Raw genomic sequence first — 26,573 nt, forward strand, 5'->3', positions numbered from 1 at the left:
GATGCGCACGCTTGTCTTTCTGCTTTGTCTGTTCTTCAGCATTCCAGCCTTTGCAAAAGACGATGCGATTTATGACCGCATCATGAAAAGCGGCACCATTCACTGCGGCTATTCGCTGTGGAACCCGCTGACCTTTGTCGAGCCGAACACTGGCGAGATCAAGGGCATCTTCCACGACCTGATGGAGGAAGCGGGCAAACGTCTGGACCTGAAAATCGAATGGACTGAGGAACTCGGCTGGGGCACCGTGGTCGAAAGTCTGCAAACTGGCCGGGTCGATATGGCCTGCGCGGGCTATTGGCTTAACCCTACACGCATCAAGCTGGTATCGACCAACGCACCGCAACTATATACCCCGCTGGTCGTCTGGGTGCGTGCCGATGAAAAACGCCCCTTTAAAACTCTGACCGATCTCAACGACCCGGCTTTGATCACGCCCGAAGTCGACGGTGGCGCCACCAATCACGTTGTCGACAATATGTTTCCCAAAACCCGACGGCTGAACATGCCCGAAAGCGCGACGCACGGTGATCTGGTCGAAAGCGTGCTCAGCGGCAAGGTCGATTTCATGGTCGATGACATCACCTCCTTCATGGCCTACGACAAGATGAACCCGGGCAAATTGCGGGTGCTGTTCCCTGATCAGGCGGTCTCGATCCTGCCTGCCACCATGCTGCTGCCGCCGGACGAACCGCGCCTGAAGGAAATGATCGACGGTGCGTTCACGTTGCTGGAGCTTGATGGCACGCTGGACCGTATCCTCGAACGCTACGGGGTCGAGCATCTGTTCCTGCGCAACCCCCGGCCCGCCGCGCGGTAACATATCCTGAATTTTTGTTTACATAAATAAAACAGCTTTGTAAGCTGCCCGCGTTATGGACATAACGACCGACCGGCGCGGATTTCTCAAAGGGGTGGCTTCGGCCGCCGCCAACGCCGTCTTTGACCGTTACAACGCAGTGCGCGCCATCCTCTCGGACAATGTCGCGGCAACACTGGCCGACCGCCTCGACCCTGCCCATCTCGACGATTATTTCAGCCTGTTTGAATACGCGGCATCCGGGATCATGTCCCCCTTCGACGGCGAGTATTTTTTTGAACCTCGTTACTTCCTGCCGGTGGGAAAAGCCACACTCGACGACCTGCCAAAATACACACAAAAAACCCTGCGCAGCATCTATCGCGACGCTGTCCACGCGTTAAGAGGCGAGGTTAGACAACTCGCGCATCTTCTTAAATATAAAGACGATCTTGCACCGATCATTGCCATGATGCGCGCCCACACCCTGGCCTATGCCACCGCACAGAATTACGCCTCTCCCGAAGGGGCAGCCCGACAAATCGAAAAGCAACTGGATACGCTGGGATCACAGGAAAAGATTCACGCGCTGATGACCCGGCTCCTTTCAGATTATGCAAAGACTCTTGCACAGGTAGGCGCGCACCTCACCCCGCAATCCCGGACCAGACTTGCGGGTACGCCCCTGCTGCAATTTCCGGAAGCGGGGCTGGACATACCCTACCTGTTCCCGCTGGATAAGCTTCCCCTCATCGCCGAAGCAATCGCGTTCGAGGATAATGGTCATTTCCTCGACATCATGGACGTGCCGGAAACATGGCGAAACCTGTTCACCGCCCTTTCCCGCACCGATACGGCGAAAAACCGGCTGGCCCAACGCTGCCTGACATGGGAATCCACCTATTACGACCGCGCCCTGATGCACCGCGCCGGTTTGACGGAAACCCATTTGCGCGCGGGCCTGCACGCGGTGTTACAGGAAAAGATGGAGGACAAGGCCTTCGAACTCGAACTGGCGAACGAGGCCTTTGAACACCTGCTGCACGGCTCCGGCCTACCCCCGGCGCGGATGGAAGAGCCGCTGCAGAAACTCGAACGGATGATCGACGACGGTCATCTGCGCGTCCGCAGCCTGCCGTATACCGGCACACAATCCGGCTTCGCACTGGATATGACGCCGGAAACGGACGACCCGTATCTTGGCGCCGCGATGGACGACGTCGCGGACACAATCGCGACCGCGATTCAGGCCTATGCCCATGTGATGGAACGCACGCAAGCCCACGAAATCAGGATCGCCGTGCAAAACGACGATTACCAATCTCTGCCCTTTCTGGAAACCATGGCCCGGCGCACGCAATACACGGCCACCCATGGCAGCTTTTCCGGCCAGTTACAACGCCTTGCCGGAAAACTTCAGGATTTCACGCAACTGGAAACCCTCGCCCGCGCACTGCGCCCGACGCTTAAAATATGATTTTGATTCACAAGAAAGAACTGGTGCTGCTGGGGAGGATTGAACTCCCGACCTCGTCATTACCAATGACGCGCTCTACCACTGAGCTACAGCAGCGTGTATACCCAAAGCGGGGCGAAACTACCTAATTCCTGACACACTGTCATCATAAAAAATGCCATGAACCACAACGATGATCACAACGATGGTAAAAGCGCCGATCGCAAAGAGCGTCAGGAAACGCACGAACGGGACACGAAGGACCTTGCTCGCGCCGACGCGCTCCGGGCCAATCTGGCCCGGCGCAAGGCGCAAAGCCGCGAACGGGCGCGAAAAACCGGCGAAACGCCCGACAAAACCCGTGGATGATCCGGGGCCGAAGGCGCATTTTTGTTGAATTTCGGAGGCCTTACGGGTTATCCATCAGGACCTTGCCGAAACGTTAGGGGAAAACCTTATGTCCATCATGCCCGACCACTGGATTCGCCAGCAGGCGACCGAAAGCCAGATGATCGCGCCGTTTGCCGAAAAGCAGAACGGCAACGGCATTATTTCCTATGGCCTGTCCTCCTACGGCTATGACGCGCGGCTCGATCATGAATTCATGATCTTCACCAACGTCTATAACTCGATCGTCGATCCCAAGGCCTTCGATCAAAAGGCCTTCGTGAAGTTCGAGGGCGATGTCTGCGTCATCCCGCCCAATTCCTTCGTGCTCGCGCAGACCAAGGAATATTTCAAAATCCCCGACGACGTGCTGGTGGTCTGCCTTGGCAAATCCACCTATGCGCGCTGCGGCCTGATCGTCAACGTCACGCCGCTCGAACCGGGATGGGAGGGCCAGGTCACGCTGGAAATCTCGAACACCACGCCCCTGCCCGCGAAAGTCTACGCGGGCGAAGGCATCGCACAGTTTTTATTTCTAAAGGGCGATAGCGCCTGTGAGGTCACTTATGCCGCAAGAGCTGGAAAATACATGGGCCAAAGGGGTGTCACCCTCCCCCGCCTCAAACGCGACGAAAGCGAAGCAGCTTAAGGTCACGAACGACAACACGTCGGACGGCGAAGCCGCGGCGCAGGACGGGCTGGAGAAAATCCGCATCCTCGGCGGCCGCGCGCTGCACGGCGAAATCGCGGTGTCGGGCGCCAAGAACGCGGCCCTGCCGCTGATGTGTGCCAGCCTGTTGACGCGCGAACCCATCACCTTCACCAACATGCCGCTGGGCCTGCGCGACATCCAGACCATGGCCGACCTGCTCGAACATCTCGGCGTCCGCGTCGAGGTCGATGACGGCAAGGCCACCCTGCACCTTCAGGGTGAATCCATCGACAACACAATCGCGCCGTACGATCTGGTGCGCAAAATGCGCGCCTCGATCCTCGTGCTCGGGCCGCTGCTGGCCCGCACCGGCCATGCGCGCGTGTCGCTGCCCGGCGGTTGCGCCATCGGCACCCGCCCCGTCGACCTGCACATCAAGGCGCTGGAGGAAATGGGCGCGACAATAAAGCTGGAGGACGGGTATATCGTCGCCTCCGCCCCCGGCGGTCTGAAGCCCGCGAAAATCCTGTTCCCCAAGGTCACCGTCACCGGCACCGAAAACATCATGATGGCCGCCGCGCTGGTTGAAGGCGAAACGGTCATCGCCAACGCCGCGATGGAACCCGAAGTCACCGATCTGGCTGAATGTCTGGTCAAGATGGGCGCCGAAATCGACGGCATCGGCACCGCGCGGCTGGTCGTGCGTGGGCGCAAGGCCTTGAACGGCGCCACGCATGACGTCATCGCCGACCGCATCGAAACCGGCACCTTCATGATCGCGGTCGCGCTGTGCGGCGGCGAACTGCGCTTGAAAAACGCGCGTCCCGAAACGCTCAACGCGCTGATCGGCCTACTTGAAACCGCGGGTGTGACCTTCGCCCAGGACGGCGCGGACATGATCGTCTCCAAACCCGCGGGGCAACGCATCAAGGGCGTCGACATCATGACCGAACCCTATCCCGCCTTCCCGACCGATCTGCAGGCCCAGTTCATGACCATGCTTACCTTGTGCGAGGGCGCAGGACTGGTCACCGAAACCATATTTGAAAACCGCTTCATGCATGTGCCGGAACTCGCACGCATGGGGGCGAACATTTCCGTGCAGGGCAATTCCGCGATCGTGCGCGGCGTCGACAAACTGCACGGCGCGCCGGTAATGGCGACCGACCTGCGCGCCTCCGTCGCGCTGGTGCTGGCCGGGCTGGTGGCCGAGGGCGAAACCCTGGTCCACCGCATCTATCACCTCGACCGCGGCTATGAACGCGTGGTCGAAAAACTTTCTGCCGTCGGCGCGCAAATCGAACGCATCCGCTAGCAATGGATCAGAACGCCGCCTCGCTCAAAGTTCTGGCCGACAGTCAGAAAACAGCGTTTCCTTACGTTATCCGTGTCGGAAAACTTGCGATCGAGGTCCACAAAAACGTTTTCTCGCCCAAGCATTTCAACGGCTGGAAAATTTTTCATGCGCTGCTGCCGGACACAAAAGGCACGGATGTGCTCGAGGTCGGCACCGGCACGGGCGTAACCGCCGCTTATATGGCCGCCCATGGCGCGCGCAGTGTGATGGCGCTCGACATCAACCCTCATGCCGTCAAAAACGCGCGGACCAATGCCCGGCGCAACAGCCTCAAAAACATGACGGTGCGCGAAAGCAATATCTTTTCTGCCCTGAAAAAAACGGAAACCTTCGACACCATCTACTGGAACACGCCGTTCATGTATGCGCCCCATCGCTACAAATACCGGAATGTCCTTGAGCGCGGCCTGTTCGATCCCGGCTACCGGATCACTGACCGGTTCCTGAAAGGCTGTAAAAAACATCTGCGCAAGGGCGGGCGCGTATTGTTCGGCACCGGCAATTTCGGCGACATACCGCGCTTTCTGGCGCTCGCAAAAAAACACGGCTATCGGATCAAGGTTCTGGGCGTCAGGAAATCGCGGGAAATCAAGCCCGTCACTTTCGACCTTTATGAACTCACCCTGCCGTCCCAACGCTAAAAAAATTTGCATCCGTTGGATGGTTTTTGTTACGTAAACAAATGACCGCCGCCGAACGCTTTGCCGAAGACTTCACCGCCAGCGCCATGCAGGCGGCGAGCCTGCTGCCCCGCGAATACCCGGCTGTTGCCGAAATTCTTCATCGCATGGGCAAAAAATATATCGCGCCCGGCCATTTCGAGCGCCCCGAACCAGCACGCGGTGCGGCATTGAGAAATATGGTGGAAGGCCTGCGGCTGAACGCCGAACTCGTGCGCGAATTCCATCCCGGCTTTTACGCGTCGCCCCGCGCCGTGCCCGAAGGCGTCTTTGGCGCGCTTCTGGGCGGCCCCGACATATTGACCGAGGCATGGGAAAATTTTGGCGCGAACGAGGCCAAAAGCCTGATCGCCGAAACGAGGGATTTTACGCCGCAGCAACCGCGTACCTTTCATACGGCCCGAACCCCCGCGCGTTATTACTTCATGCTGGCCACGCTTGACGGGCTTCTGACCGCGCACAGCACGATGCAACAGGCGCCCGATGTGCTCGATCGTGCCGCACTTGACGAATTCGATACGACGGCCCGCGCCGCCGCCGCGTGGACACGGATTTCCACGACGCCGCTGGCGCAGGAAATTCGGGTTGCCGCCGCGCGCACGCTGGAACTGGCGCATACACTCAAACCGTCCATGCCGTCATGACCAAAAAATCAAGCAGCGGGATATTGCGAACCTATCTTGCCGATTTGTGCATCAATGCCATCGACATGAATAAAAAAAATTTCCCTGCCGTGCACGAAACATTTGAACTGGTGGCAGAACGTTACCTGCTTCCAAGCCTTCCCGACGGTGAAGTCGAGCGTTTAAACTTTCTTTACGGCTACATCACCTATATGCGCAGCCTCGTGAATATGGCCCATTTCCATCACAATCCCTATTACGGTCATCCGGCGGAAATACCGGAATCCGTATACTGCGCCCTGATCGGCCAAGGTTATTTCGATACGCCCGGCAAGTGGCAGCACGACGAACTGCACGAGGCCCGCCGACTGCACAGCCATGCCGACGAAATCACACCCGAAGCACCAGAAACTTTGGCGGATGCGGACAATGACGCGCGTTTTTTGTATCTGGTCCAGATGCTCGACGGCCTGACCCTGTCCTTCGGCATCCTGCAAAGCCAGGGCCGTGACCTGCCCGCCGCGGCCATGCACAACTGCCTCGACAACGCGCTTTACGCTGCGAAATGGCGGTTTGACCCCGCCACACCGCTGACCGACGCGATTACCGCCGCCGCGCCAAGGGTCATCGCCTATTTCCGCACGCTCGGCCTGCGCCCTGAACAAGCCCCTTCCATCCGATAAAACGACCTTCCCTTGTGCCATCCGCCGCGCCACAATCGCGGATAAGATGGCCGAACCGGACACCCCCGCGCCGCACCCTGGCGCACGCATCGTTAAAATCGAACTCGACGAACCGCGAGGGCTGCGCCGTACCCCGATGGCAGAGGCCGAACGCGCCACCGCCATCCACGACCTGCTGGCCGGCAACGCCTTTACCTTGCCCGGCCACGACAACGGCCCCTATTACCTGCGCATCGCCACCGACGGCCACCGCCTGATCCTGCGCCTGCGCAACGCGGAGCGCGTGGAATTGCCGGAAATCGCCCTCTCGCTTATGCCGCTGCGCCGCCTGATCCACGATTATTTCCTGATCTGCAGCAGTTACGGCATGGCCCATACGGGCGGCGACCGCAACCGGCTGGAAAGCATCGACATGGCCCGCCGCGGTCTGCATGACGAAGGTGCAACCATCCTGCGTCGCGGTCTTTCCGCCCATGCCGAAATCGACCACGCCACTGCACGAAGCCTGTTCACACTGGCCTGCGTCCTCCAGATCGGCCGGGTCCAGCCATGGTAGATCTGGCCCCGCCCGTCTCCGTCCTTTTTCTGTGCGATCGCAACGCCGTGCGCTCGCCCATGGCGGCGGCGCTGCTGTCTGGTGCGCACTCGGCGGGCCTTGACCCCGCGCCTTACGTCGACCCGTTCGCCTGCACCGTGACGCTGGAAATCGGCGTGGACATTACGGCGCACGAACCCCGCGCCGTGGACTTCGCCGCGATCGCGCCCGCCACGCAGGTGATCGCCCTGTCCCCCGCTGCTTTCGCTGCCGCGCATGAATGGCGGCTGAAAACCGGGTTTGAACTTGAAACCTGGGACCTGCCCGCAATCCCCGACCCGGAAGGCCCGCGCGAACACACGCTTGCGGGCTACCGCGCCCTGCGTGACGCCCTGCGTGCCCATATCGCCAACCGTTTTGGCGGCAAAACTTGAATTTTTCCCCGAACGGCGTATAACCGCCGCTTGAAATCCGTTTTGCGTAAGGAGGCCTGTTTGGCCAAGGAAGATCTGATCGAATTCAAAGGCACCGTGACCGAAGTGCTGCCCAACGCGATGTTCCGCGTCACGCTTGAAAACGGGCACGAGGTTCTGGCCCACACCGCCGGCAAGATGCGCAAGAACCGCATCCGCGTGCTCACCGGTGACTCGGTCGTGGTGGAAATGACCCCCTACGACCTGACCAAGGGCCGCATCATCTTCCGTGAGAAATAGCCTCATCCTCGCTTCCGCCTCGCCGCGGCGGATCGAGCTGCTGGCCCAGATCGGCATCGCGCCTGACGCCGTCATCCCCGCTGAAATCGACGAAACCCCGCTGAAAGGCGAAACGCCCAAGGCGATGGTCGAACGTCTGGCGCGCGAAAAGGCCGCCGTTATCGCCCACACACATCCGGATGCCTATGTCATCGCGGCGGACACCACCGTGGCGCTGGGGGTGCGCATTTTCGGCAAGGCCGAAACCGGGGAACAGGCGCGCGCCTTCCTGCAAAAACTTTCGGGCCGCACGCATCGTGTCTGGGGTGGTATCGCGCTGGCCACACCGGGCGGACGGCTGGTTTCCCGCGTTGTCTGCACGCGCGTCGCCTTCAAACGGTTAAGCGAGGGCGAGATTGGCGCGTATATTGCATCGAACGAATGGCGGGACAAGGCGGGCGCCTATGGCATTCAGGGCCGCGCAGCCGCCTTCGTGGCGGATATCCACGGCTCCCACAGCAATATCGTGGGGCTAAGTCTTTATGATATAATGAACATGTTGAACGGAAACGGGTTTGATACGACGTATGGCAACGGCAACTCTGGACGTGGTGGTTGAGGATCTGCAGGGCTCGCTCTGGGTCGCCGCCATCCGTAAAAACCGTGTCGCCGCGCTTGAAATCGACCCATATGCCGAATTGGTGCGCTGGGGCTCCGTTTACTGGGCGAAAGTCCTGCGCGTCGACGCCACAATCAACGCCGCTTTCGTCGATATGGGCCACGACATTGTCGGCATGTTGCCCGCTTCCGAAATCCCCGGCCTGAAAAAAGGCGCCAAGATCGGCAAAAAACTGCGTGCGGGCCAGTTCGTGATGGTGCAGGTCAAAACCGCACGCCAGCCGCAGGATGACGACGAATCCGGCAACACCGCCCCCGATGCTGCGAAAGCATCCAAGGTTTCGATGGACATCGCCTTGCAGGGCCGGTTTTTGATCTATACCCCCCTGTCGCCCGGCAACCGCATTTCCCGCCGCATCCGCGAACCAGAGGTGCGCAAACAGCTTGCCGCCATGTCGCGCGCGATCACCGATGTTTCGGGCTGCATCCTGCGCGCCTCAGCCGCCCACACCCAGACCGAATTGCTGGTGCGCGAGGCAAAGATCCAGCGCGCGATCTGGGAATCCCTTCAGGCCTTTACCAACGATCCCGAACCCGCGCTGTTGATGCTCGGCCCCGATGCGTTCCAACGCGTTCTGGCCGATTTCGCGACCGCGCGCGTGGGGGCGATCCAGATCTCCAGCGACGAACGCGCCGAGGAAGCGATGAACTGGTGCGACCTTTACGCGCCCGAACTGATGCAGAAAATCGAATCCCGCGCGGTTGTCGGCACGCGCAACGGCATGGGACTGATGGAGGTGCACGACCTGATCGGCCAGATCGAGGAATTCGTCCGCCCGCTGGTCGTCCTGCCTTCGGGCGGCATCGTTTTGTTTGAATCCACCGCCCTCGGCACCGTGATCGACGTCAACTCCGCCGCGGCGCGGGGCGGGCTGGCCGCGCTGAACGCCGAGGCCGCGAACGAAATCGCCCGCCAGATCCGTCTGCGCAACATCGGCGGCGTAATCCTGATCGACTTTGCCGGGCCGAAAGACCCGGCGGCGGGCCGCCGTCTGGCCAAGACATTGCTTGCCGCCCTCGATCAGGACCCCTGCACCGTGGAACTTCACGGCATCACCAAAACCGGCCTGTTCGAGCTGACCCGCCACCGCCGCACGCCCAGCCTGCTCGAACGCGTCGAGCTGATGCAGGCCGACGACGAATAACCGCCCGATAAACGCCGCCAAGCGCACGGCAACCCCGTTAAAACCGGTCTGGACAAGCCCGGAAAATCCCCTTATACGATGAACCCGGCCTACCGCGCCGCACGGCACGGGAATGGCCGCTTTATCCGTGTTTCCACGGGCCCAGGTAGCTCAGTCGGTAGAGCAAGGGATTGAAAATCCCTGTGTCGGCGGTTCGATTCCGTCCCTGGGCACCATCTTCCTCACCAAGCCGACACAAAACGTAAACGCGAGCGCGCCGCAGGCGCGCGGGGTCGGCGGTTCGATTCCGTCCCGGCCACGCACGACACGCCCCAAATTTTTGACATAACAATAAAAACCCTGTTATCTCGCATCATGGAGAAAAGTGAATACGAAGACTGGCTGGCCTTTGGCGAGGCGGCGGATACAGGGCAATACCTGCTGCCGTTTAAAGTCGGCATGTCCGCATCGGGCAATACTACGTCCGTAATCGGCAGGCTGCCCATCAAGGCATTCCAACGCGCCGCGCGGCTTCGTCTTGATTCAATAGCCAGAGAATGGGTTGATGAACTGACGGCGAACGGCCACCGCATCTTTCATGTGGTCACGAAAAACGACGACACGCGCGTCGAGGCGGATTACGGCGCACCCTTGCACGGCCTCGATTTTTTCGCGGACCTGATCGACGCCAAGCGGTCTTATCGTTATACCCCCACCCGCCATATCGAAGGTTCGCTCAAGACCCACCATGCCCAGCTGCGCGCCGTGGCCCGTCATCTCAAGGCCAAGGGCTTCAAGCTGTTCAACAAACTCTCCAACGAAAATCTGCCCTCGCATATCCAGTTCTTCAACGGCGGCGTCACGGCGGCATTTTACGAACTCATCAACTATCTTGCTCAGGATTATCAGCGCATCGACGCCATACGTCGTCCGATGGGCCTTGGCTTTGGCGCGGCGCTGGTGGTGCCCGTGCCGACTTACGGGCTTTTCCTGTATTCGATGTACGAACTCACCAAAAACACCGGCATCGATATCCGCTATGTGCATCGCAACGATGACGGATCGGTCAATCTGCAATCCCTGCAATCCACGCTGGACGACCTGCAAGCCGCCAACATCCGCGCCATCGCCTATTACGACTGCAACCCGCACAACCCCACGGGCCATATCCGTGACAAGGCCGAAACCATCGCCGCCGCCGACATCATCATGGCGCAAACCCACCGCTATCTGGATGCGGATCTCGCCTGGGTGGAGGTCAACATGAAAAACCCGGACATGAAAGACGATGTCAAACGGGTCATGGGCATGAGCGACCGCCCACAACACGGCATCGTCATCATCGACGACATGGCGTATGAAGGGCTGGAACAAAGCACACGCAAAAAACCGTTTTCATTCGGACAGGTTTCCCCAATCGTTGCCGATCGCACCGCGGTTTTAAAGGGCATATCCAAAATCGGCCTGCCCGGCGCGCGGATCGCGCTGATGGCCGCGCATGCCGAATTGCTGGAGCCGATGAGCGACCACCACATCACGCATCACTTCGCGGCCAGCACCATGGCGGTCGATATATTGACCGCACGCTACACACCCGGCCCGCATCAAAAGAAATTCGACGCGCATTACCGCCGCCTGCGCCGCGCGCATCGTCGCCATATCGGATGGGTCGAAAGCTTTTTCTTCGGCATCGACACGACGAAAAAAATCTCAAACCGGGAAAAGGCCGATCTTGTTTCGGCATACGCCGCGCATGCGAACATTACGCACAATCAGGCAAACGCCCGCCTGAACGCGGGATTGCCCAATTTCCACGTCACGGAAAGCCTTGAAAGCGGGTTTTTCATGGTGCTGGACGCGGGCAGCCTCAGCGACCGGCTGGTGGCCATCACCTTTGACGAAAACCCGATACCAAGGCTTGGCTATATTACAAACAGCCGGTCGATCAAGGCGGTTTTCGAATCCTTTGGAATCGACATGGTCCCGGCGATACATCAGGGTGCATCGCCCTACAACCTGACCGCGCGTATCACGCTCTCCATCCGGCCTGACGAACTGTTTACGCTTTTCGACCGCCTGCGCGCCATGCACGATTATTTCTTCGGCGAAGACCCGGAAATCCAGTTACATATGTTCAGGAAAAACCCGGCCGCCGAAAAACTGTTCCGGCCTATTTCGCAAGATCGATCACGATCCGCGCGGGCTTGCTGTCCACGGACTTGAGGGCGGACGAGGTTAAAACCTTGCTATCCTTCTTAAGCGCGAAGGCCACCACGCTGCCCGTGCCCGCGTCCTGCGCGGAATAGGACGCGACGACCGGGTTGGCGGAAATCGCCTGTGCCTTAACCGCCGCCCATTTCGCCTTGGGCAATTCGATGGTCAGGATGTGGTTGGCGGAATCAAGCTCGCTCGAAAAAGCGGCATCGCCCGCGACATCCAGCACGATGCGCACCGAGTTTTCATGCGTACCGATCCGCACGCCCGAAACGCCGCCTTTCACGGGCGCGGCAGGCGCCGCCTTCGCTGGCGCGGTATTGACCGGCGTCTTGGCTTTTTCGTCGACCACCGGCTTCATACCCGCGGTTACGGGTGCATTCGCGGCCTTGGCACCAACGGATTCAGGCATGCGGCCCACTAAATCCTGTGGACCGGCCTGTATCGGCGTCGACGCGGATACAGGCACCGGTGCCTGTGTGTCCAACCCCACGACGTTAAGCGCCGACGGCATCGTCGCGGATTCAAGCGTCATCGGAACCGTTGTCGATTCCGTGACTGACGCGGTGGCAGATGCGCCTGAACCATCCTGGCCGCCCATGCGCGCCTGCAACGCCTTGAACCGTGCATCCAGCGAATCCAACTCATCGCGCATCGCCGCCACGCGCTGCATCGCCTGCGTGCTGGCCTGAAGGTCGCCCTGCAACCCGTCAAGCTGTACCTTCATCCCGTCCAGCTTCGTCATCGCATCGCGCAACTCGGCATCGTAATACACGCCCTCGCTCAAACCCTTGGGCCCGGCCACGGCCATGCCCGGCGGCGGCGCGACCAGTTCCGCGCTGTTGGTCGCGGGTTTGTCATGCCCCACCCCGCAAGAGGCCAGCGCGACAACGGCACCCCCCGCCAGCAACAACCGGGTAAAAGCGCGAAAAACGGAAAATCCGGACATAAGGCCAAAACCCTGAAATCGGGTGAATCGAATAGCTTTGAAAAGGTTACGCGAGGAATCGCCCCGGGTCCAGCGCGGCCAGCGCATCCCGCGCCACCGGCATCGGCCCGCCGCACAGATGCGCGGCCAGAACCGCCCCCGCGATCAAACCCGAAATCATGCCGTGCGACCCGTGCGCCGCGCTCAAATACACACCGTTATGCGCGCCTACCACTGGAAAACGGTCCTTGGACGCCGCGCGAAACCCCGTACGCCCGCCCGCCACGCGCATTCCGTCCCCCAGCGCGGGAATGGCGGTCAGCGCCTGCGCGATATTACGCGCATGGTCCGCCTCGCGCACCGAGATATCGTCATCCCACGGCTGAAACGTCGCGCCGCACACATGCATCCCGTCGGCCAAAACCGGGCTGAAATACCCGCCATAACACAGCGCCGCGCGCACCCGCGCGGAATCTGGCCCCGGCATCACCCGGCTGACCTGACCGCGCACCCGCCCGATCGGCAGATCGCAAAACCGTGCGATATCGGCGCCCGCCGCCAGTACCACGACGTCAGCCTCAACCCGTGCGGGCGCATCGATGTCCTGTGCGCGCAAATCGACCCCGTCCAAAAGCGTGCGGACGATTTCACGCGGATGCGCCGCAAGCGCGTCCGGATAAAACAACCCCGGCGTGGCAACAGACACGCCCGCCGCATCCGACGCTGCCCCCGCGTCCAGATACCGCATATGCGCGTCCTCCCATCCCAGATTCGCGCGATAGGCGGCAAAGCGCCGCGCCTTGTCGTCATCCATCTCCAGATGCAGGGTCCCGCAACGCGCGGCCACGGCGTCAGCTCGATCGGCCAGCATGCCCAGCGCGTAACTATATGCGCTGGTGTAATACCGTGAATGCGGCGATTCCCGCGCCGTCAGCTTGGGGTTGATCAACCCCGCGTCGTTGCCCGATGCGCCTGATGCCGCCCCCGCGCGCTCGTAAACCGTGACCGCGCACCCGGCGCGTTTGAGGTGCCACGCCGCCGATGCCCCGGCCAGTCCTGCACCGATCACCGCCACCCGCGCGGGCGGACTGATCGGGGGATTGGCTCCCGCGCCGGTAAAATGCCCAACGGTCATGTCGCGCTTGCGCCCGTACCCGCCCCGCTTTTCCACCGCGAAACCCGCCGCAGCCAGCCCGCGCCGCACGGCACCGGCAGCAGTAAAACTGGCAACGCTGGCGCCCGGCGCCGAAAGCCGCGCCATCTCGCGGTACAGAACATCGCCCCACATCTCTGGATTCTTGGCGGGAGCAAACCCGTCCAGAAACCAGGCATCGACCCGCGCCGAAAGCTGCGGCAACGCCGCGCTCACGTCGTCGAACACCAGCGTCAGGGTCACGCGTTCGGTTAGATTCAGCCGATGAAACCCGCGTATGCGCGGCGGGTACAATGCCAGCATCCGTTCAAGACGCCCGCCGAAATCCCACGCCGCAAGCGCCTCACGGATTTGCGCGGGCGCAAGCGGATATTTTTCGATGGAAACCAGATCAAGAAACTGGCCCGACCCCGCGCTTTCCTCGAACGCCCGCCACGCGGCCAACATGTTCAGCCCGGTGCCGAAGCCGGTTTCGCAGATACAAAACCGCGTGCGATCCATCCACGCGGCGGGCAGGCCGTTGCCCGCCAGAAACGTGTGCAGGGTTTCGGCCAGACCGTCCTCGGCCGAAAAATAGATATCGCCGAATTGTTCCGATTGCATGGGCTCAGACGCGTATCAAAACTCGGACGCCTCGGCCGCCGCCGCGCACAACGTTTCGATTTCCTCGTCCGAAAAACCGTTCGCCTGCGCGATCTCGCTGATCGCGATGTTGCGCACCAGCGCGACCAGATCCTCGCCCGTGTCGCACCACAGATCCAGAAGCGGCCTGCGGTACAGTGTCAACCGCCGCGCCTCGCCCGTGGTCTTGTCGACGACGCCGGGAATGCGCTCGGCCGATGCGCGGTACAGCGCCAGCAGATCATATTCACTTTCGACCTCAAGCTCGTCCATTACCTCGCGCGGGGCAAATTCCTCGATCGCAAGCGCCATATCCTCGATGAACCCGGCCAGCTCGTCCGGAAACGCGTCCAGTACCGCGACCGCGACCGCGTGCAGATCCTCCACCCCCGGCGGGGTCGAGAAATTCATGATGATGCTGCGGCGTTCCAGCGCCTGCGCCATGGAATTGTCCCGTTCGGTCTTAATTCTCTTGAATATTCAGACCCTACGCCCAAAAAGGGATAATTGCCAATGCTCAAGATTCTGGAATCCACCGCACGCGAAAATTCACGCAGGCAGATGGCGTGGATGGATCGGCCCTATGAACGCCGCCCGGCGCCGCCTTTCCGCATCGGACAGGGCGCGCCGTTGCTGGCGCAGCGTTTGGCCGGGATTGCGCGGACGCTGCCAGTCGGGCCGCAGCAGGTCCATCCAACGCACGCGCACATGCAGCCCGTCCTCGTTCAGGTGCATAACCGGCCCCTCAAGCGAGGCGTGCAGACCCACGAGACTGTCCCGGCGGCAGGCCGCGATCTTGCCGAAATACCGGCCGCGCTCGGCCTTTCCGGTCAGGTGCAACAGCAAGGGCAGGTGCGGTATCTCGTCTGTTTCCTCCGCACGGATCAATGCATCCCGCCAATGCGCCTTGGCGATACTGGTCAAATCGCCGTCATGCGTCGTCCGGAAATCGCGCGTAACGATCACGTTGAATCCGCACGCGACCGCGTGGTCCCAGACATCCCGGTCGGGCCGGCCCTGCAATCCCTCGTAATGAATGCCGCTTGCGTAACCCAGAATACGCTGGCACGCGGCGATGTGATCGGTGGATACGTTCTCGTCGCACAGAATATGCACCCCGCCCTCGCTGCGGTCTGGCCTTTGCATCACGCGCGCGCGGAACAGGCCCCTCAGGCGTTTGACGCCTTTTTCCTGCAAACCGGGAAAAGCTTCGGATATGCATTTACGCCCGCTGCCCTGCGCGAAATGCGGCACGATTTCTGAAAAACGCGCCAGAACCGCGCCCGTCTTTCGGTCGCGCAGGATGACCATATCCCCAAAATTCCCGGCATCTTTAACCCCGTCATGGGGCTTATCAAGCATGATCCCTGCCCTATATTGCATCGCAAAGAAAATATGACCAATAAACGCATATCGAAAATAATCGGGATGCGCAACGTGGCGGGATGGCACGGCGAATTTTATAGGCAATCAAAGGCGTAGAACGGTTTTTATACGCGATTTTCTGGCTTTTTTGAAAGAATCGGGATAGAATGGATAGGTTCGTTGTTAAGGAGCGTCCGTCACATGGACATCACCAACACCTCACTTCTTGCCCAGCAGCAAAGCCTGAGCCACCTTTCGCTCGGCCAATCCATGCTCAAGCAGAATGCGCGTCAGGAACGCCAGACCGCGACCATTCTGGCCGATGCGGTTGAAAGCGCGGCGAATTCGGGCAGCATGCGCGGCACGAACCTTGATATTTCCGTTTAATAACAACGGCCTATAAAAACAACCTCAGCTTAAATCGTTAATTCCTCGGCATCCGGTATCTGGTGCAGACCGTTTGCAATGTCGTCGGCATAAGGCATCGCGGTCTGCGCTCCCTTGGCCGTAACCGACATCGACCCGGCCAGACTGGCGCGGCGCATGGCCTCCGGCACCGATAGACGGCGATGGATTGCCTCGGCGAACACGCCGCAATACGCATCTCCCGCCCCGGTGGTGTCGACCACCGGCTGCACGCCAAGCGCGGGCACGTACCAGCCCTTATTCCCATGCACCGCGACCGACCCTTTGGACGACAGGGTGATGATGCAGGTCAAATCGCACTGACGCGAAAGCGCGTGCGCCAGTTTCGCCGCATCGCTTTCGATCTTCAGCTTCAATCGGGCGGCGATCTGCTCGGCCTCGATCCGATTGACGATCAGGTAATCCAGATGGTCCAGCGCCTCGCGCGGCAGCGCGTGCGCGGGCGCAAGGTTCAGAATGGTTTTCGCCCCCCTGGCCGAGGCGCGGGCCAGCACATCCCAGTTTACCGCCTCCGGCAACTCCATCTGCATCAAAACCACGTTGCCGGGGGTCAGGATTTCATCCGGCACTTGTTCGGGCGACACTTCGGAATTCGCGCCCTGCGCGACCACGATCTGGTTTTCCCCGGTTTCGTCGACGAAAATCGTGGCGCAACCCGTCGGTGTATCCTCCGACACCGTGACGGCGGTGGTCAAAATCCCCTCCCGCCGCATGGAATTGAGCGCACGCGTGCCAAACCCGTCATCGCCCACCTTGCCGATCATCGCCACCTTGCCCCCGGCGCGCGCGGCGGCAACAGCCTGATTCATGCCCTTGCCGCCCGGCATCCATTCATAGGCATGGGTCAGCACCGTTTCCCCGGGCTTGGGGAAATGCTTGACCTGCATTAGCATGTCGATATTTATGGAACCGAGGACGATGATCATGGGTTTCGACTTTCTAGCGCATTTTAACACGCTTCTCAAAGACCTTGAAGCCGATGGGCGCTACCGCACCTTCCGCACGCTTGAACGCCCGGTCGGACACTTTCCCGCGGGCCGCATCACCCACCCGGACGGAAAGACGCAAAACGTCACCATCTGGTGCTCGAACGATTATCTGGGCATGGGCCAGCACAAGGTCGTGCGCGACGCCATGAAGGACGCGATCGACCGCCACGGCGCGGGCGCGGGCGGCACCCGCAACATCGCCGGCACAACGGCCGAGATCGTGGCGCTCGAATCCCTCCTCGCCCGCCACCATGGCAAGGAATCGGCGCTGGTTTTCACTTCCGGCTATACCGCGAATGAAGGCGCGCTCGGCGTGATCGGACGCATGCTGCCCGACGCCGTGATCTTCTCCGACGCGCTCAACCACGCCTCGATGATTTCCGGGATGCGCATCGGCGGCTGCGAAAAACGCATTTTTCCGCATAACGACATGGACGCGCTGAAAAAGCTGCTGATGGCGGAAAAACCGGGCCGCCCGAAAATCATCGCGATCGAAAGCGTCTATTCGATGGAAGGCGACATCGCCCCCTTGCGCGAAATCGTCCGTCTGGCCAAAACCTATGGGGCGCTGACCTACCTTGACGAGGTCCATGCCGTCGGCATGTACGGGCCGCATGGCGCGGGCGTGGCCGAGGCGACAGGCGTGATGGACCTGATCGACGTGATCGAGGGCACGTTCGGCAAGGCTTACGGCGTCCACGGCGGCTACATCGCGGGCACCGCGCCGGTGGTCGATGCCGTGCGCTCCTTCGCATCCAGCTTCATTTTCACCACCGCCCTACCCCCGGCCGTACTGGCGGGCGCGGCGGCCTCGATCGAACATCTGCGCCGCTCGAACACCGAAAGGGAATCGCAGCGCCGCGCGGTTGCCCGCCTCAAGGCCCGACTTGCGGGCGTGGGCCTCCCCTATATGCAGGGTGAAAGCCATATCGTTCCGCTGGTCGTGGGCGACGCGCATTGCTGCAAGGCGGTGACCGATCTGTTGCTGACCGACCACGACATCTACGTCCAGCCGATCAATTATCCCACCGTACCCAAGGGCACGGAGCGCATGCGTCTGGTCGCCACCGCCTGCCACACCGACGCGCATGTCGACACGCTGGTCGATGCGCTGGTCGAACTCTGGCGTCATCACGATATCCCCCTGCGCGCAAGCGCGTGACAAACACCGCGCGCAAGCGCGTGACAAACACCGCGCGCAAGCGCGTGACAAACATCTTGCGCCATTACCTGAATATTTAAATCTGCCGCGCCAGATCGACGATATCCGCCAGCACCGCCGATGCGGTCGGTCCTGCCCCGGCACCTGGCCCGATCAGGGTGCACACGCCCACCGGCTCGGCCATAATCGTCACCGCGTTCATCGCGCCTGCGATCGCGGCCAAAGGATGGTCCAGTGGCAATTCCATCATCGATACGGACAATTCCAGCCCCGCATCAATCCGTGCCGCGCGCCCGACCAGACGCAAGGTCCGGCCCGCCGCGCGCGCCTTCTCGAACGCCGCCGCATCCGCCGTGCGGATGCCGGACACGGAAATCATATCCGTAGTGACGCCCGCGTCGAACGCCAGCTTGGCCAGAATCGTCAGCTTGTGCGCGGCGTCCCATCCGTCGACGTCCAGCGTCGGGTCCGCCTCGGCATACCCCTTGGCCTGCGCTTCCGCCAGCACGTCGGCGAATGCACGCCCTGTGCGCTCCATCGTCGAAAGGATGTAATTGCACGTCCCGTTCAAAATGCCTTCGATCGCGGTGATGCGGTTGCCGGACAGCCCCTCGCGCAGCACCTTGATGACCGGGATGCCTCCGCACACCGATGCCTCGAATTTCAACGGCAGGTTCGCGCGCACCGCCGCATCGAACAACTCGCCCCAGTGTGCGGCCAGCATCGCCTTGTTCGCGGTAACCAACGGCTTGCCCGCACCCAGCGTGGCGCGCGCCAGCGCCAGCGCCGCGCCCTCCGCCCCGCCCATCAGCTCGACCACCGCGTCCACATCTTCGCGCGCGGCCAGATCCACCGGCGCGTCCACCCACGCGACGCCCGAAAGGTCGATGCCGCGATCACGCGACCGATCGCGCGCGCACGCCGCCGACAATACGACCGGGCGGCCTGCCTGCGCCGCAAGGGCGTTTCCATGTAAAAGGATTTCGCGCGCCACCGCCGCACCGACGGTGCCAAGCCCCGCAAGACCGATACGCAAAGGCGCGCGGTTCATGTCAGTATCCGGTCAGGCCGGGGCCGGAGCGCCGCCCCGGCGTCATCGCCGAAGATGGGGGTGAAGACGGCACCGATACGGACGGCGTCGTGGTTGTCACGCTTGTCTGGATCGTCGTATCCGCAGGCCCGGCCATCACCGGCGCGGCCGGTTTCTGGTCCAGCACCGGCACGCCGGAATCGTCGCCGGTCAACATCGGCCCGCGCGGCCTGCCACCGTCGTTTCCTTGATCCGAGAACGGAGACGGCAACGGTGCCTGCACACTCGCGGGTGGCTGCATGGTCAGCGGTTCGGGCGCGGTCAGCGTCAAAGGACGGCGTACAACGCCGGGTTTGGGAGGACTTGCAAACGGGTCGGCCTCCCCGATATCGACATTCGGTACCGGCGGCAACGTCCCCGCCGATGCAAGCCCCATCGGCGTACCTACAGCCGGCGCCTCGGGCTTGTACTGGTCCTTCAGCGGCGGCACGGCATAATCGGGCACGTAAGTGGGGGTATCCTCGCCCGGCAACGGATAGACCTTAACGCTGTCGTCGAACACCGTGTACCCGCCCGCCGTGGTATTATCCAGCACACCATGCGTGCGATCCACGGTCATCGGATTCTGCACCGGCCCGTCCAGCGGATACACCGTGACATCCGGGTCCGTCTGCACCATCGGCACTTGCGACATGCTGGTACCGGCGCTGCCGGTGATTTCCATCGGCGTTTCGGCCTTGGCGGGTTCGGGCGCCTGTTTTTGTTGTGCGGCACAAGCCGCCAGCATCAAAGGGCAGAGCGCAAGTAAGGCAATACGTTTCATGCACGGATTCCGGATATCGATCTTTGCGCCAGCTTTGCGTAATTTCGCTAACATGGCAAGGACGGGAATCGACAAAAACCCCCGTATCCCCTATAAAATACGCCATGCCCGCCCGCCGTAAACCTTCGGAAAATCCACCCGGAAACCCCTACGACCTCGATCGCCTTGCCCGCACATGGGCGGAAATGATGCGCCTTGGCGGCGACCTTGCGCGCACGCTGGCCGAAAAATCCGAAACCACCGACTGGGCGCGGATCGGCGCCGACCCGTTCAACCTGCACGGTGCATGGGTGGCGATGGTCGACCATATGCTCGCCCACCCCGATCAGATGACCGCGGCGCAATTCGACCTGTGGCGCAAATATATCGGTGTCTGGAATCAGGCCCTGACCCGGCTTTCGGGCGGCAATGCGCCCGACATCGTAGCGGCGGACCCCACCGACCGTCGCTTCAGGGCCGAGGCATGGCACCGCGACGCGATTTTTGCCTTCATCCGCCAGACCTATCTTTTGACCGCGCGGTGGATCATGGGACAGGTCGACGTCAACGCCGCCGCGCTGGAGCCGGAGGCCGCGCGCAAACTGCAATTCTTTACCCGCAATTTCATCGACGCGCTCAGCCCCGCCAACTTCGCCTGGACCAACCCGGAAGTCGTGCGCGAAACGCTGGAATCCGGCGGCCAGAATCTGGTGCGTGGACTAAAAAATCTTGTCGACGACATGAAGCGCGGCGCGCTGCGCACGACCGACGAAAAAGCCTTTAAAGTCGGTGAAAATCTGGCCACGACCAAGGGACAAGTTGTTTTCCGCAACCGGCTGATGGAATTGATCCAGTACGCACCGACGACCAAACAGGTTGCGAAAACCCCGCTGCTGATCGTTCCGCCTTGGATCAACAAATATTACATCCTCGATTTGCGCCCCGATAATTCCTTCGTCAAATGGGCGGTCGATCAGGGCCAGACCGTATTTATGGTGTCATGGGTCAACCCGGACCAAAGCCTTGGAAACCTTGGGTTCGATGATTATATGCTCGAAGGCATCCTCGCCGCGCTTGATGCCGTCGAATCCAGAACCGGCGAAAAGCAGACAAACGTCATCGGCTATTGCATCGGCGGCACGCTGCTGGCGATGACGCTTTCGTACCTCAAGAAAAAAAAGAAGGCTGGGCGCGTCGCCTCGGCCACGTTCTTCACCACCCTGCTGGATTTTGCCGATTCCGGCGACCTCAAACTTTTCGTCGACGAGGAACAGCTTCGCCTGCTGCGCGAACGGATGCACCGCCATGGCTTCCTTGACGCCGAAACGCTCAAGGCCACGTTCTCGCTTCTGCGCGCGAACGACATGATCTGGTCTTTCGTGGTCAACAACTACCTGATGGGGCGCGAACCGTTCCCCTTCGACCTTCTGTACTGGAATGCGGATTCCACCAACCTGCCCGCGCGGATGCACGAATACTACCTGCGCCATATGTATCTGCGCAACGACCTGCGCACGCCAGGAAAACTTGAATTCGCGGGATCGAAAATCGACCTTGGGCGCATCGACACCCCGGCCTATTTTCTCTCCGCGCGCGAAGACCACATCGCGCCGTGGAAAGCCACCTATGCGGGCACGCAACTGCTCGGCGGCCCGTCCACCTTCGTGCTTGCCGCATCGGGCCATATCGCGGGCGTGGTCAACCACCCCGCCGCCAAAAAATATTGTTACTGGACCGGCCGGAACGCGACCGGAAACGCGACCACACCCGACGCCTATATCAAGGATGCAAAGCAGCACGAAGGTTCGTGGTGGCCGCACTGGCGCGCATGGCTGAAGCAATACGAAGGCCCGCCAGTAGCCGCGCGCGACCCGGCCAAAGGCAAGCCCAAACCCCTTTGCCCCGCCCCCGGCACCTATGTCCTGAAAAAGGCATAACGCGTATCAGGGCGTATAGGCCGCGGTGATGGCGCGATGAAGCATGGGCGCGACCTGCTGCAATGGATTTATTCCGGTCGCGGCGGCATTAAAGGCCTGCACAGCCGCTGACCGCATTCGCGGAACTCTGCCGCGGTCCTTGATCCCGCGCGCCGCGTCATAAACCGGAAAAGCGTCATGCTGTGCCCACTCGATGCCGGCCAAGGTCGTCGCCATGATAACGGCAGGATTGGCCGAAGCCGAAGCCAGCCTGTTTTCGACCCTGAAATATTTTGATCGCAACGTATCAGCGCCCTGATGCGGAGATTGATACGCATCTGCTTGCATCAGGCTCGCACCAGAGTTCCCGTAGTAATTAAAACCAAAATGTCTTGGCACCCACATCGACGCGTCAAAACGCTCATAATCCGCATCAGCCGGCGCATAGGCCGGAAATGACGCGATCTGGGCATCCAGCACGCCCGAAACGGCAAGGCTTGCCACCTCAGGCATCGTGTCGTCCATTCCTCGCCTGAACAACGGCTTGTTATCGCGCGACCACAGGCTGAAAGAAACCTGAAGGGATGAAGGATTGCGATCCGTGAAGGGACGCGCGGAAAAATCCAGCCGGGATATGCCATATGCCTGCATCCTGCTTTCCAGCCAGCGTCTGGCCCGATTTACCGCATGGACCGTTTGCAACGGCGCGGCAACGCCTGTCGCGAACTCGAATTGCCCGTTGAACACTGTCGTGTATTCATGTTTCAACACGCATGTTAATCCGACGGCATGCATATCCACGGCCGCATCATCAACATCCAGCACGTAGGATGAAGGGGAACCGTTTTTGGCAACCGGATAGAATTCCAGCTCGATACCCGTTTTGACGATCAGCCCGTGACGCTGCAACAATCGTGCGCTGGCCGCCCTGATATAATCCATCGCGACGCGCTCGGCTTCCCGTTCGGCGATGGTACGGGGTGTTTCATCCGGCAACGGCGGCGCAGCAATATCCAGCATGGCGCGGACAGTATCAGGAAAATAAAAATATGTAAAATATTAAGCCGCCAGCCCCTGATGTGCCGCGGCCAGCCGCACGTAATGCGGCCCGGACCAATCCATCAGCGCATAATCCTCGTCGTTCAGGTCGCGCAGATATTTGGCGGGCCGCCCGGCCCAAAGCTGACCCGTAGGCACCACCTTGCCCGGCGTCACCAAGGCGCCTGCCGCGACGAACCCGCGCGGCTCGACCTCCGCCCCGTCCATGACGCAGGCCTGCATTCCGACATACGCACCGTCGCCGATCCGGCAATCGTGCAGCAACGCCATATGCCCGACCGTCACATTGTCGCCGATATGCGTACCCTTGCCGCGCGTCGCGACATGGATGACCGTGCCGTCCTGTATGTTGCTGCCGCGCCCGATGCGAATGACGTTGACATCACCGCGCACAACGCAGCCATACCAGATCGAACTGCCCGCGCCGATCGAAACGTCGCCGATGACACACGCATTGACGGCCACGAACGCCGCATCGTCAACCGCAGGCATGATGTCGTTATAAGGCAGGATCAAAGACATGCCCGACATTTAACCACGAACGCGACACAAGCGAAAACCCCTTGCCGCGTAAAAAAAAACAGGGCGGCCAAAGCCGCCCTGTCCAAATCTTTTTGCCGGCCCGACCGGAGGTTTCGGCAAACGAAACCGACCAGCCAGACCAAAGCCCGCCGGAACTGTCTTAGCGTTTCGCCCACTGTTTGGAGCGGCGGGCTTTGTGCAGGCCCACTTTTTTCCGCTCGACGACGCGCGGGTCGCGGGTCAGGAACCCGGCCTTTTTCAGCGCAGCGCGGTAGTTTTCCGGGTCATAGGCGTTGAGCGCGCGGGAAATCCCGTGGCGCACGGCGCCCGCCTGCCCAGACAACCCACCGCCCGTGACGGTGCAGATGACGTCGAACTGGTTGACGCATTTACCGATCAGGAAGGGCTGGTTGATCACCAGACGATGCGTCTGCCGCGCGAAGTAATCATTCTGCGTCTTGCCGTTGATGGTGATCTGGCCGCGGCCGGGTTTGACCCAGACGCGTGCGACCGCGTCCTTGCGGCGGCCGGTGCCATAGCTGCGGCCCTGCGCATCGCGCTTGGGTTCGCGTTTCGGGGCCGGCGCGTTATTGTTCTGCGCCGCGGCGTCGGATGTGCCCTCGGCTTGAGCCGGAGCTTCGACGCCTTGTGCGACCTGCTTGATATCTTCAAGCGATTTCACGGATTTTTTGGTTTCGGTTTTGGCCATGATCTAACTCCTCAGGCGCGCTTGTTCTTCGGGTTCATTGCGGCGACGTCCAGCGTCTTGGGCTGTTGCGCCTCGTGCGGGTGGCTCGGCCCGGCATAGACGTGCAGTTTGCCCATCTGCTTGTCGGCCAGCGCGCTGTCCTTCGGCATCATGCGCTCAATCGCCTTGAGCAGCACGCGTTCCGGGTGCGCGCCTTCCAGAATCTGGCCTTGCGTACGGCCTTTGATGCCGCCCGGGTGGCCGGTGTGCCAGTAAAACACGCTCTGGTTTTTCTTGTCGCCGGTGATTTTCACCTTCTCGGCGTTCACGATCACGACGTTGTCGCCGGTATCGATATGCGGGGTGAAGGTCGCGCGGTGCTTGCCGCGCAGGATCTTGGCGACGATGCCGGCCAGTCGGCCCAGCACGACGCCGTCGGCATCGATCAGGTGCCACTGCGCCTTCACTTCGCCCGGCTTGGCGTTATAGGTTTTCATGTCTTCTTACCTTGTTGGCGTTTGAATTGCGGCGTTTATGCCCTGCCACACCGCCCCAAGTCAACGCTTTTTTGATGTGGTATCATTATACCACATACTACAAACCCTCACGCGATCACCCTGTTCTTGCGCAAGACGTATTCCAGCCGTTTAAGCGCGTTGGCGCGCAATACCCCGGATGCCGCGGTTTTCGGCCCCTGCACGAATATCTCCGTCATGCTGGCCACGTCCATCGCCGTCACCCGCACATAGGCGCCGATGGGGATAAACTCGATGATGATCTCGCGCCCGTCCAGGGCATTGGATTGCGACATGCGGACATGATAGAATAAACACATGGCTGACAGAACAGCATTCGACTGGCAAGACCCCCTGAACCTTGCCGACGAACTTACCGACGACGAGCGGATGATCCAGCGCACCGCGCGCGATTTCGCCCGAAACCGGCTGCTGCCCGACGTGGTCGAATGCAACCGCGAGGCGCATTTCAACCGCACCCTGATGCAGGAAATGGGCGCGCTTGGCCTTTTGGGCGCGACCTTGCCCGAATACGGCGCGGGCGTGTCCGACGTCGCCTATGGCCTGATCGCGCGGGAAATCGAACGCGTCGATTCCTCGTACCGCTCCGCGCTTTCCGTCCAGTCCTCGCTGGTGATGTACCCGATTTTCACCTTCGGGTCGGACGCGCAGAAGGAAAAATACCTTCCCGGTCTGGCCGCGGGCACGCTGATCGGTTGTTTCGGGTTGACCGAGCCGGACGGCGGTTCCGACCCCGGCGGCATGAAGACGCGCGCGAAACGCGTGGCGGGCGGCTGGTCGCTTTCCGGCGCGAAGCAGTGGATCACCAATTCCCCCATTGCCGATGTGCTGGTGGTCTGGGCGCGCACCGATGAAAACGCGGTAATGGGCTTTATCCTCGAACGCGGGATGAAGGGCCTTGAAACGCCGAAGATCGAAGGCAAGTTTTCCCTGCGCATATCCGTCACCGGCGGCATCGCGATGAACGACGTGTTCGTGCCCGATGACAACGTCCTGCACGGCGCGCTGGGCGTCAAATCGCCCTTCATGTGCCTGAACAAGGCGCGTTTCGGCATCGCATGGGGCGCGATGGGCGCTGCCGAGGATTGCTGGCACCGCGCGCGCGACTACACGCTCGACCGCCGCGTCTTCGACAAGCCGCTGGCGGGCATGCAACTGATCCAGAAAAAACTTGCCGACATGCAGACCGAAATCGCGCTTGGCTTGAACGGCGCGCTGCGCCTTGGACGCCTGATGGAACGGGGCAAGGCCGCGCCGGAGGCGATCAGCCTCATGAAGCGCAACAATTGCGGCAAGGCGCTGGACGTCGCAAGGGCCGCGCGCGACATGCTGGGCGGCAACGGCATCTCGGATGAATACCACGTCATCCGCCACATGATGAACCTTGAGGCCGTGAACACCTACGAAGGCACGCACGACATCCATGCCCTAATCCTGGGCCGCAGCCAGACCGGCATCCCAGCGTTTTCCTGATTTAACAAATTGACATAATTTAT

Annotated in this window: 30 protein-coding genes and 2 tRNA genes; 19 read left to right on the forward strand and 13 right to left on the reverse strand. The window is 61.1% G+C overall.

Going from position 1 to position 26,573, the window contains the following annotated elements:
* The first annotated feature begins 1 nt into the window (after window position 1).
* Both H6866_01155 and H6866_01160 read left to right on the forward strand, forming a co-directional pair.
* Window positions 2–820 (forward strand): amino acid ABC transporter substrate-binding protein, encoded by an 819-nt coding sequence (locus tag H6866_01155; GenBank protein USO07864.1) that lies wholly within the window; start codon window positions 2–4, stop codon window positions 818–820.
* 55 nt (window positions 821–875) lie between these two features.
* The gene (locus H6866_01160) at window positions 876–2,276 is read left to right on the forward strand and encodes a hypothetical protein (protein ID USO07865.1); all 1,401 of its coding nucleotides are present in this window, start codon (window positions 876–878) and stop codon (window positions 2,274–2,276) included.
* Between the two features lie 21 nt (window positions 2,277–2,297).
* Here the strand turns inward: H6866_01160 and H6866_01165 are convergent.
* Window positions 2,298–2,372, reverse strand: a tRNA-Thr gene (locus tag H6866_01165).
* 63 nt (window positions 2,373–2,435) lie between these two features.
* Here H6866_01165 and H6866_01170 point away from each other — a divergent pair.
* The 13 genes from H6866_01170 (at window position 2,436) to H6866_01230 (ending at window position 11,889) form a co-directional block, all read left to right on the forward strand.
* Entirely contained in the window at window positions 2,436–2,624 is a 189-nt protein-coding gene (locus H6866_01170) for a hypothetical protein (protein ID USO07866.1), read from the forward strand.
* Window positions 2,625–2,712: 88 nt separating this feature from the next.
* On the forward strand, window positions 2,713–3,291 hold the full coding sequence (locus H6866_01175; protein ID USO07867.1) for a dCTP deaminase: 579 nt from the start codon (window positions 2,713–2,715) through the stop codon (window positions 3,289–3,291).
* Window positions 3,209–4,609, forward strand: coding sequence for a UDP-N-acetylglucosamine 1-carboxyvinyltransferase (gene murA / locus H6866_01180; GenBank protein ID USO07868.1), 1,401 nt, complete (start codon window positions 3,209–3,211; stop codon window positions 4,607–4,609). The genes H6866_01175 and murA overlap by 83 nt, the downstream gene beginning before the upstream one ends.
* A gap of 2 nt (window positions 4,610–4,611) precedes the next feature.
* The gene (locus tag H6866_01185; protein ID USO07869.1) at window positions 4,612–5,292 is read left to right on the forward strand and encodes a methyltransferase; all 681 of its coding nucleotides are present in this window, start codon (window positions 4,612–4,614) and stop codon (window positions 5,290–5,292) included.
* Window positions 5,293–5,333: 41 nt separating this feature from the next.
* Window positions 5,334–5,975 (forward strand): hypothetical protein, encoded by a 642-nt coding sequence (locus tag H6866_01190; protein USO07870.1) that lies wholly within the window; start codon window positions 5,334–5,336, stop codon window positions 5,973–5,975.
* Complete coding sequence (locus H6866_01195) at window positions 5,972–6,637, forward strand: hypothetical protein (GenBank protein USO07871.1); 666 nt, start codon at window positions 5,972–5,974, stop codon at window positions 6,635–6,637. The genes H6866_01190 and H6866_01195 overlap by 4 nt, the downstream gene beginning before the upstream one ends.
* Window positions 6,638–6,683: 46 nt before the next feature.
* The gene (locus tag H6866_01200; GenBank protein ID USO07872.1) at window positions 6,684–7,193 is read left to right on the forward strand and encodes a UPF0262 family protein; all 510 of its coding nucleotides are present in this window, start codon (window positions 6,684–6,686) and stop codon (window positions 7,191–7,193) included.
* Window positions 7,187–7,606 (forward strand): low molecular weight phosphatase family protein, encoded by a 420-nt coding sequence (locus tag H6866_01205; GenBank protein ID USO07873.1) that lies wholly within the window; start codon window positions 7,187–7,189, stop codon window positions 7,604–7,606. The genes H6866_01200 and H6866_01205 overlap by 7 nt, the downstream gene beginning before the upstream one ends.
* A 60-nt stretch (window positions 7,607–7,666) precedes the next feature.
* The gene (gene infA, locus H6866_01210) at window positions 7,667–7,885 is read left to right on the forward strand and encodes a translation initiation factor IF-1 (GenBank protein USO07874.1); all 219 of its coding nucleotides are present in this window, start codon (window positions 7,667–7,669) and stop codon (window positions 7,883–7,885) included.
* Window positions 7,886–7,889: 4 nt separating this feature from the next.
* Window positions 7,890–8,483, forward strand: coding sequence for a septum formation protein Maf (maf, locus tag H6866_01215; protein ID USO08543.1), 594 nt, complete (start codon window positions 7,890–7,892; stop codon window positions 8,481–8,483).
* On the forward strand, window positions 8,452–9,687 hold the full coding sequence (locus H6866_01220; GenBank protein ID USO07875.1) for a ribonuclease E/G: 1,236 nt from the start codon (window positions 8,452–8,454) through the stop codon (window positions 9,685–9,687). The genes maf and H6866_01220 overlap by 32 nt, the downstream gene beginning before the upstream one ends.
* 139 nt (window positions 9,688–9,826) lie before the next feature.
* Window positions 9,827–9,902 (forward strand) — tRNA-Phe (locus H6866_01225).
* 139 nt (window positions 9,903–10,041) lie between these two features.
* The gene (locus H6866_01230) at window positions 10,042–11,889 is read left to right on the forward strand and encodes an aminotransferase class I/II-fold pyridoxal phosphate-dependent enzyme (GenBank protein ID USO07876.1); all 1,848 of its coding nucleotides are present in this window, start codon (window positions 10,042–10,044) and stop codon (window positions 11,887–11,889) included.
* Here H6866_01230 and H6866_01235 read toward each other — a convergent pair.
* The 4 genes from H6866_01235 to H6866_01250 form a co-directional block, all read right to left on the reverse strand.
* Window positions 11,837–12,829 carry a hypothetical protein gene (locus H6866_01235; GenBank protein ID USO07877.1) on the reverse strand — a complete coding sequence of 331 codons (993 nt, stop codon included), beginning with the start codon at window positions 12,827–12,829 and terminating at the stop codon, window positions 11,837–11,839. The genes H6866_01230 and H6866_01235 overlap by 53 nt on opposite strands.
* A gap of 46 nt (window positions 12,830–12,875) precedes the next feature.
* Window positions 12,876–14,564: an FAD-dependent 5-carboxymethylaminomethyl-2-thiouridine(34) oxidoreductase MnmC gene (gene mnmC / locus H6866_01240; protein ID USO07878.1), complete on the reverse strand. Its 1,689-nt coding sequence runs from the start codon at window positions 14,562–14,564 to the stop codon at window positions 12,876–12,878.
* Between the two features lie 15 nt (window positions 14,565–14,579).
* Window positions 14,580–15,014: a metallopeptidase family protein gene (locus H6866_01245; protein USO08544.1), complete on the reverse strand. Its 435-nt coding sequence runs from the start codon at window positions 15,012–15,014 to the stop codon at window positions 14,580–14,582.
* Window positions 15,015–15,131: 117 nt separating this feature from the next.
* Window positions 15,132–15,944, reverse strand: coding sequence for a hypothetical protein (locus tag H6866_01250; GenBank protein USO07879.1), 813 nt, complete (start codon window positions 15,942–15,944; stop codon window positions 15,132–15,134).
* A gap of 204 nt (window positions 15,945–16,148) precedes the next feature.
* On the opposite strand from H6866_01250, the gene H6866_01255 reads away from it, so the two are divergent.
* Window positions 16,149–16,334, forward strand: coding sequence for a hypothetical protein (locus H6866_01255; protein USO07880.1), 186 nt, complete (start codon window positions 16,149–16,151; stop codon window positions 16,332–16,334).
* 29 nt (window positions 16,335–16,363) lie between these two features.
* Here the strand turns inward: H6866_01255 and H6866_01260 are convergent, their stop codons facing one another.
* Complete coding sequence (locus H6866_01260; GenBank protein ID USO07881.1) at window positions 16,364–17,299, reverse strand: ribokinase; 936 nt, start codon at window positions 17,297–17,299, stop codon at window positions 16,364–16,366.
* Between H6866_01260 and hemA the strand changes: the two genes are divergently transcribed.
* Window positions 17,298–18,524 carry a 5-aminolevulinate synthase gene (hemA, locus tag H6866_01265; GenBank protein ID USO08545.1) on the forward strand — a complete coding sequence of 409 codons (1,227 nt, stop codon included), beginning with the start codon at window positions 17,298–17,300 and terminating at the stop codon, window positions 18,522–18,524. The two genes, H6866_01260 and hemA, sit on opposite strands and share 2 nt — an antisense overlap.
* Before the next feature lie 76 nt (window positions 18,525–18,600).
* Here the strand turns inward: hemA and H6866_01270 are convergent, their stop codons facing one another.
* Both H6866_01270 and H6866_01275 read right to left on the reverse strand, forming a co-directional pair.
* Window positions 18,601–19,575 carry a homoserine dehydrogenase gene (locus H6866_01270; protein USO07882.1) on the reverse strand — a complete coding sequence of 325 codons (975 nt, stop codon included), beginning with the start codon at window positions 19,573–19,575 and terminating at the stop codon, window positions 18,601–18,603.
* 1 nt (window position 19,576) lies between these two features.
* Window positions 19,577–20,377 carry a hypothetical protein gene (locus H6866_01275; GenBank protein USO07883.1) on the reverse strand — a complete coding sequence of 267 codons (801 nt, stop codon included), beginning with the start codon at window positions 20,375–20,377 and terminating at the stop codon, window positions 19,577–19,579.
* 185 nt (window positions 20,378–20,562) lie between these two features.
* Between H6866_01275 and phaC the strand changes: the two genes are divergently transcribed.
* Window positions 20,563–22,293: a class I poly(R)-hydroxyalkanoic acid synthase gene (phaC, locus tag H6866_01280; protein ID USO08546.1), complete on the forward strand. Its 1,731-nt coding sequence runs from the start codon at window positions 20,563–20,565 to the stop codon at window positions 22,291–22,293.
* Window positions 22,294–22,299: 6 nt separating this feature from the next.
* Here phaC and H6866_01285 read toward each other — a convergent pair whose 3' ends face one another.
* The 5 genes from H6866_01285 to H6866_01305 form a co-directional block, all read right to left on the reverse strand.
* Window positions 22,300–23,292, reverse strand: coding sequence for a hypothetical protein (locus H6866_01285; protein ID USO07884.1), 993 nt, complete (start codon window positions 23,290–23,292; stop codon window positions 22,300–22,302).
* Between the two features lie 39 nt (window positions 23,293–23,331).
* Complete coding sequence (locus H6866_01290; protein ID USO07885.1) at window positions 23,332–23,862, reverse strand: gamma carbonic anhydrase family protein; 531 nt, start codon at window positions 23,860–23,862, stop codon at window positions 23,332–23,334.
* Between the two features lie 151 nt (window positions 23,863–24,013).
* The gene (gene rpsI, locus H6866_01295; GenBank protein USO07886.1) at window positions 24,014–24,562 is read right to left on the reverse strand and encodes a 30S ribosomal protein S9; all 549 of its coding nucleotides are present in this window, start codon (window positions 24,560–24,562) and stop codon (window positions 24,014–24,016) included.
* Window positions 24,563–24,573: 11 nt separating this feature from the next.
* Entirely contained in the window at window positions 24,574–25,038 is a 465-nt protein-coding gene (gene rplM, locus H6866_01300) for a 50S ribosomal protein L13 (GenBank protein USO07887.1), read from the reverse strand.
* A gap of 107 nt (window positions 25,039–25,145) precedes the next feature.
* Entirely contained in the window at window positions 25,146–25,352 is a 207-nt protein-coding gene (locus H6866_01305; protein ID USO07888.1) for a hypothetical protein, read from the reverse strand.
* Window positions 25,353–25,374: 22 nt separating this feature from the next.
* Between H6866_01305 and H6866_01310 the strand changes: the two genes are divergently transcribed.
* Window positions 25,375–26,550 carry an acyl-CoA dehydrogenase gene (locus H6866_01310; GenBank protein USO07889.1) on the forward strand — a complete coding sequence of 392 codons (1,176 nt, stop codon included), beginning with the start codon at window positions 25,375–25,377 and terminating at the stop codon, window positions 26,548–26,550.
* The last annotated feature ends 23 nt before the right edge of the window (window positions 26,551–26,573 follow it).

Source organism: Rhodospirillales bacterium (assembly GCA_023898805.1).
In the GTDB taxonomy this organism is placed as follows: Bacteria; Pseudomonadota; Alphaproteobacteria; order Micavibrionales; family UBA1664; genus UBA6145.

Bases quoted from the DNA above. Each gene is read 5' to 3' on its own strand.
- phaC (USO08546.1), top strand. From the start codon at position 20,563: ATGATGCGCCTTGGCGGCGACCTTGCGCGCACGCTGGCCGAAAAATCC.
- H6866_01275 (USO07883.1), bottom strand. From the start codon at position 20,377: ATGAAACGTATTGCCTTACTTGCGCTCTGCCCTTTGATGCTGGCGGCT.
- H6866_01290 (USO07885.1), bottom strand. From the start codon at position 23,862: ATGTCGGGCATGTCTTTGATCCTGCCTTATAACGACATCATGCCTGCG.
- H6866_01195 (USO07871.1), top strand. From the start codon at position 5,972: ATGACCAAAAAATCAAGCAGCGGGATATTGCGAACCTATCTTGCCGAT.
- H6866_01235 (USO07877.1), bottom strand. From the start codon at position 12,829: ATGTCCGGATTTTCCGTTTTTCGCGCTTTTACCCGGTTGTTGCTGGCG.
- mnmC (USO07878.1), bottom strand. From the start codon at position 14,564: ATGCAATCGGAACAATTCGGCGATATCTATTTTTCGGCCGAGGACGGT.
- H6866_01260 (USO07881.1), bottom strand. From the start codon at position 17,299: ATGATCATCGTCCTCGGTTCCATAAATATCGACATGCTAATGCAGGTC.
- rplM (USO07887.1), bottom strand. From the start codon at position 25,038: ATGAAAACCTATAACGCCAAGCCGGGCGAAGTGAAGGCGCAGTGGCAC.
- H6866_01155 (USO07864.1), top strand. From the start codon at position 2: ATGCGCACGCTTGTCTTTCTGCTTTGTCTGTTCTTCAGCATTCCAGCC.
- H6866_01285 (USO07884.1), bottom strand. From the start codon at position 23,292: ATGCTGGATATTGCTGCGCCGCCGTTGCCGGATGAAACACCCCGTACC.
- H6866_01250 (USO07879.1), bottom strand. From the start codon at position 15,944: ATGCTTGATAAGCCCCATGACGGGGTTAAAGATGCCGGGAATTTTGGG.
- H6866_01205 (USO07873.1), top strand. From the start codon at position 7,187: ATGGTAGATCTGGCCCCGCCCGTCTCCGTCCTTTTTCTGTGCGATCGC.
- H6866_01160 (USO07865.1), top strand. From the start codon at position 876: ATGGACATAACGACCGACCGGCGCGGATTTCTCAAAGGGGTGGCTTCG.
- H6866_01185 (USO07869.1), top strand. From the start codon at position 4,612: ATGGATCAGAACGCCGCCTCGCTCAAAGTTCTGGCCGACAGTCAGAAA.
- H6866_01200 (USO07872.1), top strand. From the start codon at position 6,684: ATGGCCGAACCGGACACCCCCGCGCCGCACCCTGGCGCACGCATCGTT.
- H6866_01305 (USO07888.1), bottom strand. From the start codon at position 25,352: ATGTCGCAATCCAATGCCCTGGACGGGCGCGAGATCATCATCGAGTTT.
- rpsI (USO07886.1), bottom strand. From the start codon at position 24,562: ATGGCCAAAACCGAAACCAAAAAATCCGTGAAATCGCTTGAAGATATC.
- H6866_01255 (USO07880.1), top strand. From the start codon at position 16,149: ATGGACATCACCAACACCTCACTTCTTGCCCAGCAGCAAAGCCTGAGC.
- H6866_01220 (USO07875.1), top strand. From the start codon at position 8,452: ATGGCAACGGCAACTCTGGACGTGGTGGTTGAGGATCTGCAGGGCTCG.
- H6866_01175 (USO07867.1), top strand. From the start codon at position 2,713: ATGTCCATCATGCCCGACCACTGGATTCGCCAGCAGGCGACCGAAAGC.
- H6866_01230 (USO07876.1), top strand. From the start codon at position 10,042: ATGGAGAAAAGTGAATACGAAGACTGGCTGGCCTTTGGCGAGGCGGCG.
- murA (USO07868.1), top strand. From the start codon at position 3,209: ATGCCGCAAGAGCTGGAAAATACATGGGCCAAAGGGGTGTCACCCTCC.
- H6866_01270 (USO07882.1), bottom strand. From the start codon at position 19,575: ATGAACCGCGCGCCTTTGCGTATCGGTCTTGCGGGGCTTGGCACCGTC.
- H6866_01310 (USO07889.1), top strand. From the start codon at position 25,375: ATGGCTGACAGAACAGCATTCGACTGGCAAGACCCCCTGAACCTTGCC.
- hemA (USO08545.1), top strand. From the start codon at position 17,298: ATGGGTTTCGACTTTCTAGCGCATTTTAACACGCTTCTCAAAGACCTT.
- H6866_01190 (USO07870.1), top strand. From the start codon at position 5,334: ATGACCGCCGCCGAACGCTTTGCCGAAGACTTCACCGCCAGCGCCATG.
- H6866_01170 (USO07866.1), top strand. From the start codon at position 2,436: ATGAACCACAACGATGATCACAACGATGGTAAAAGCGCCGATCGCAAA.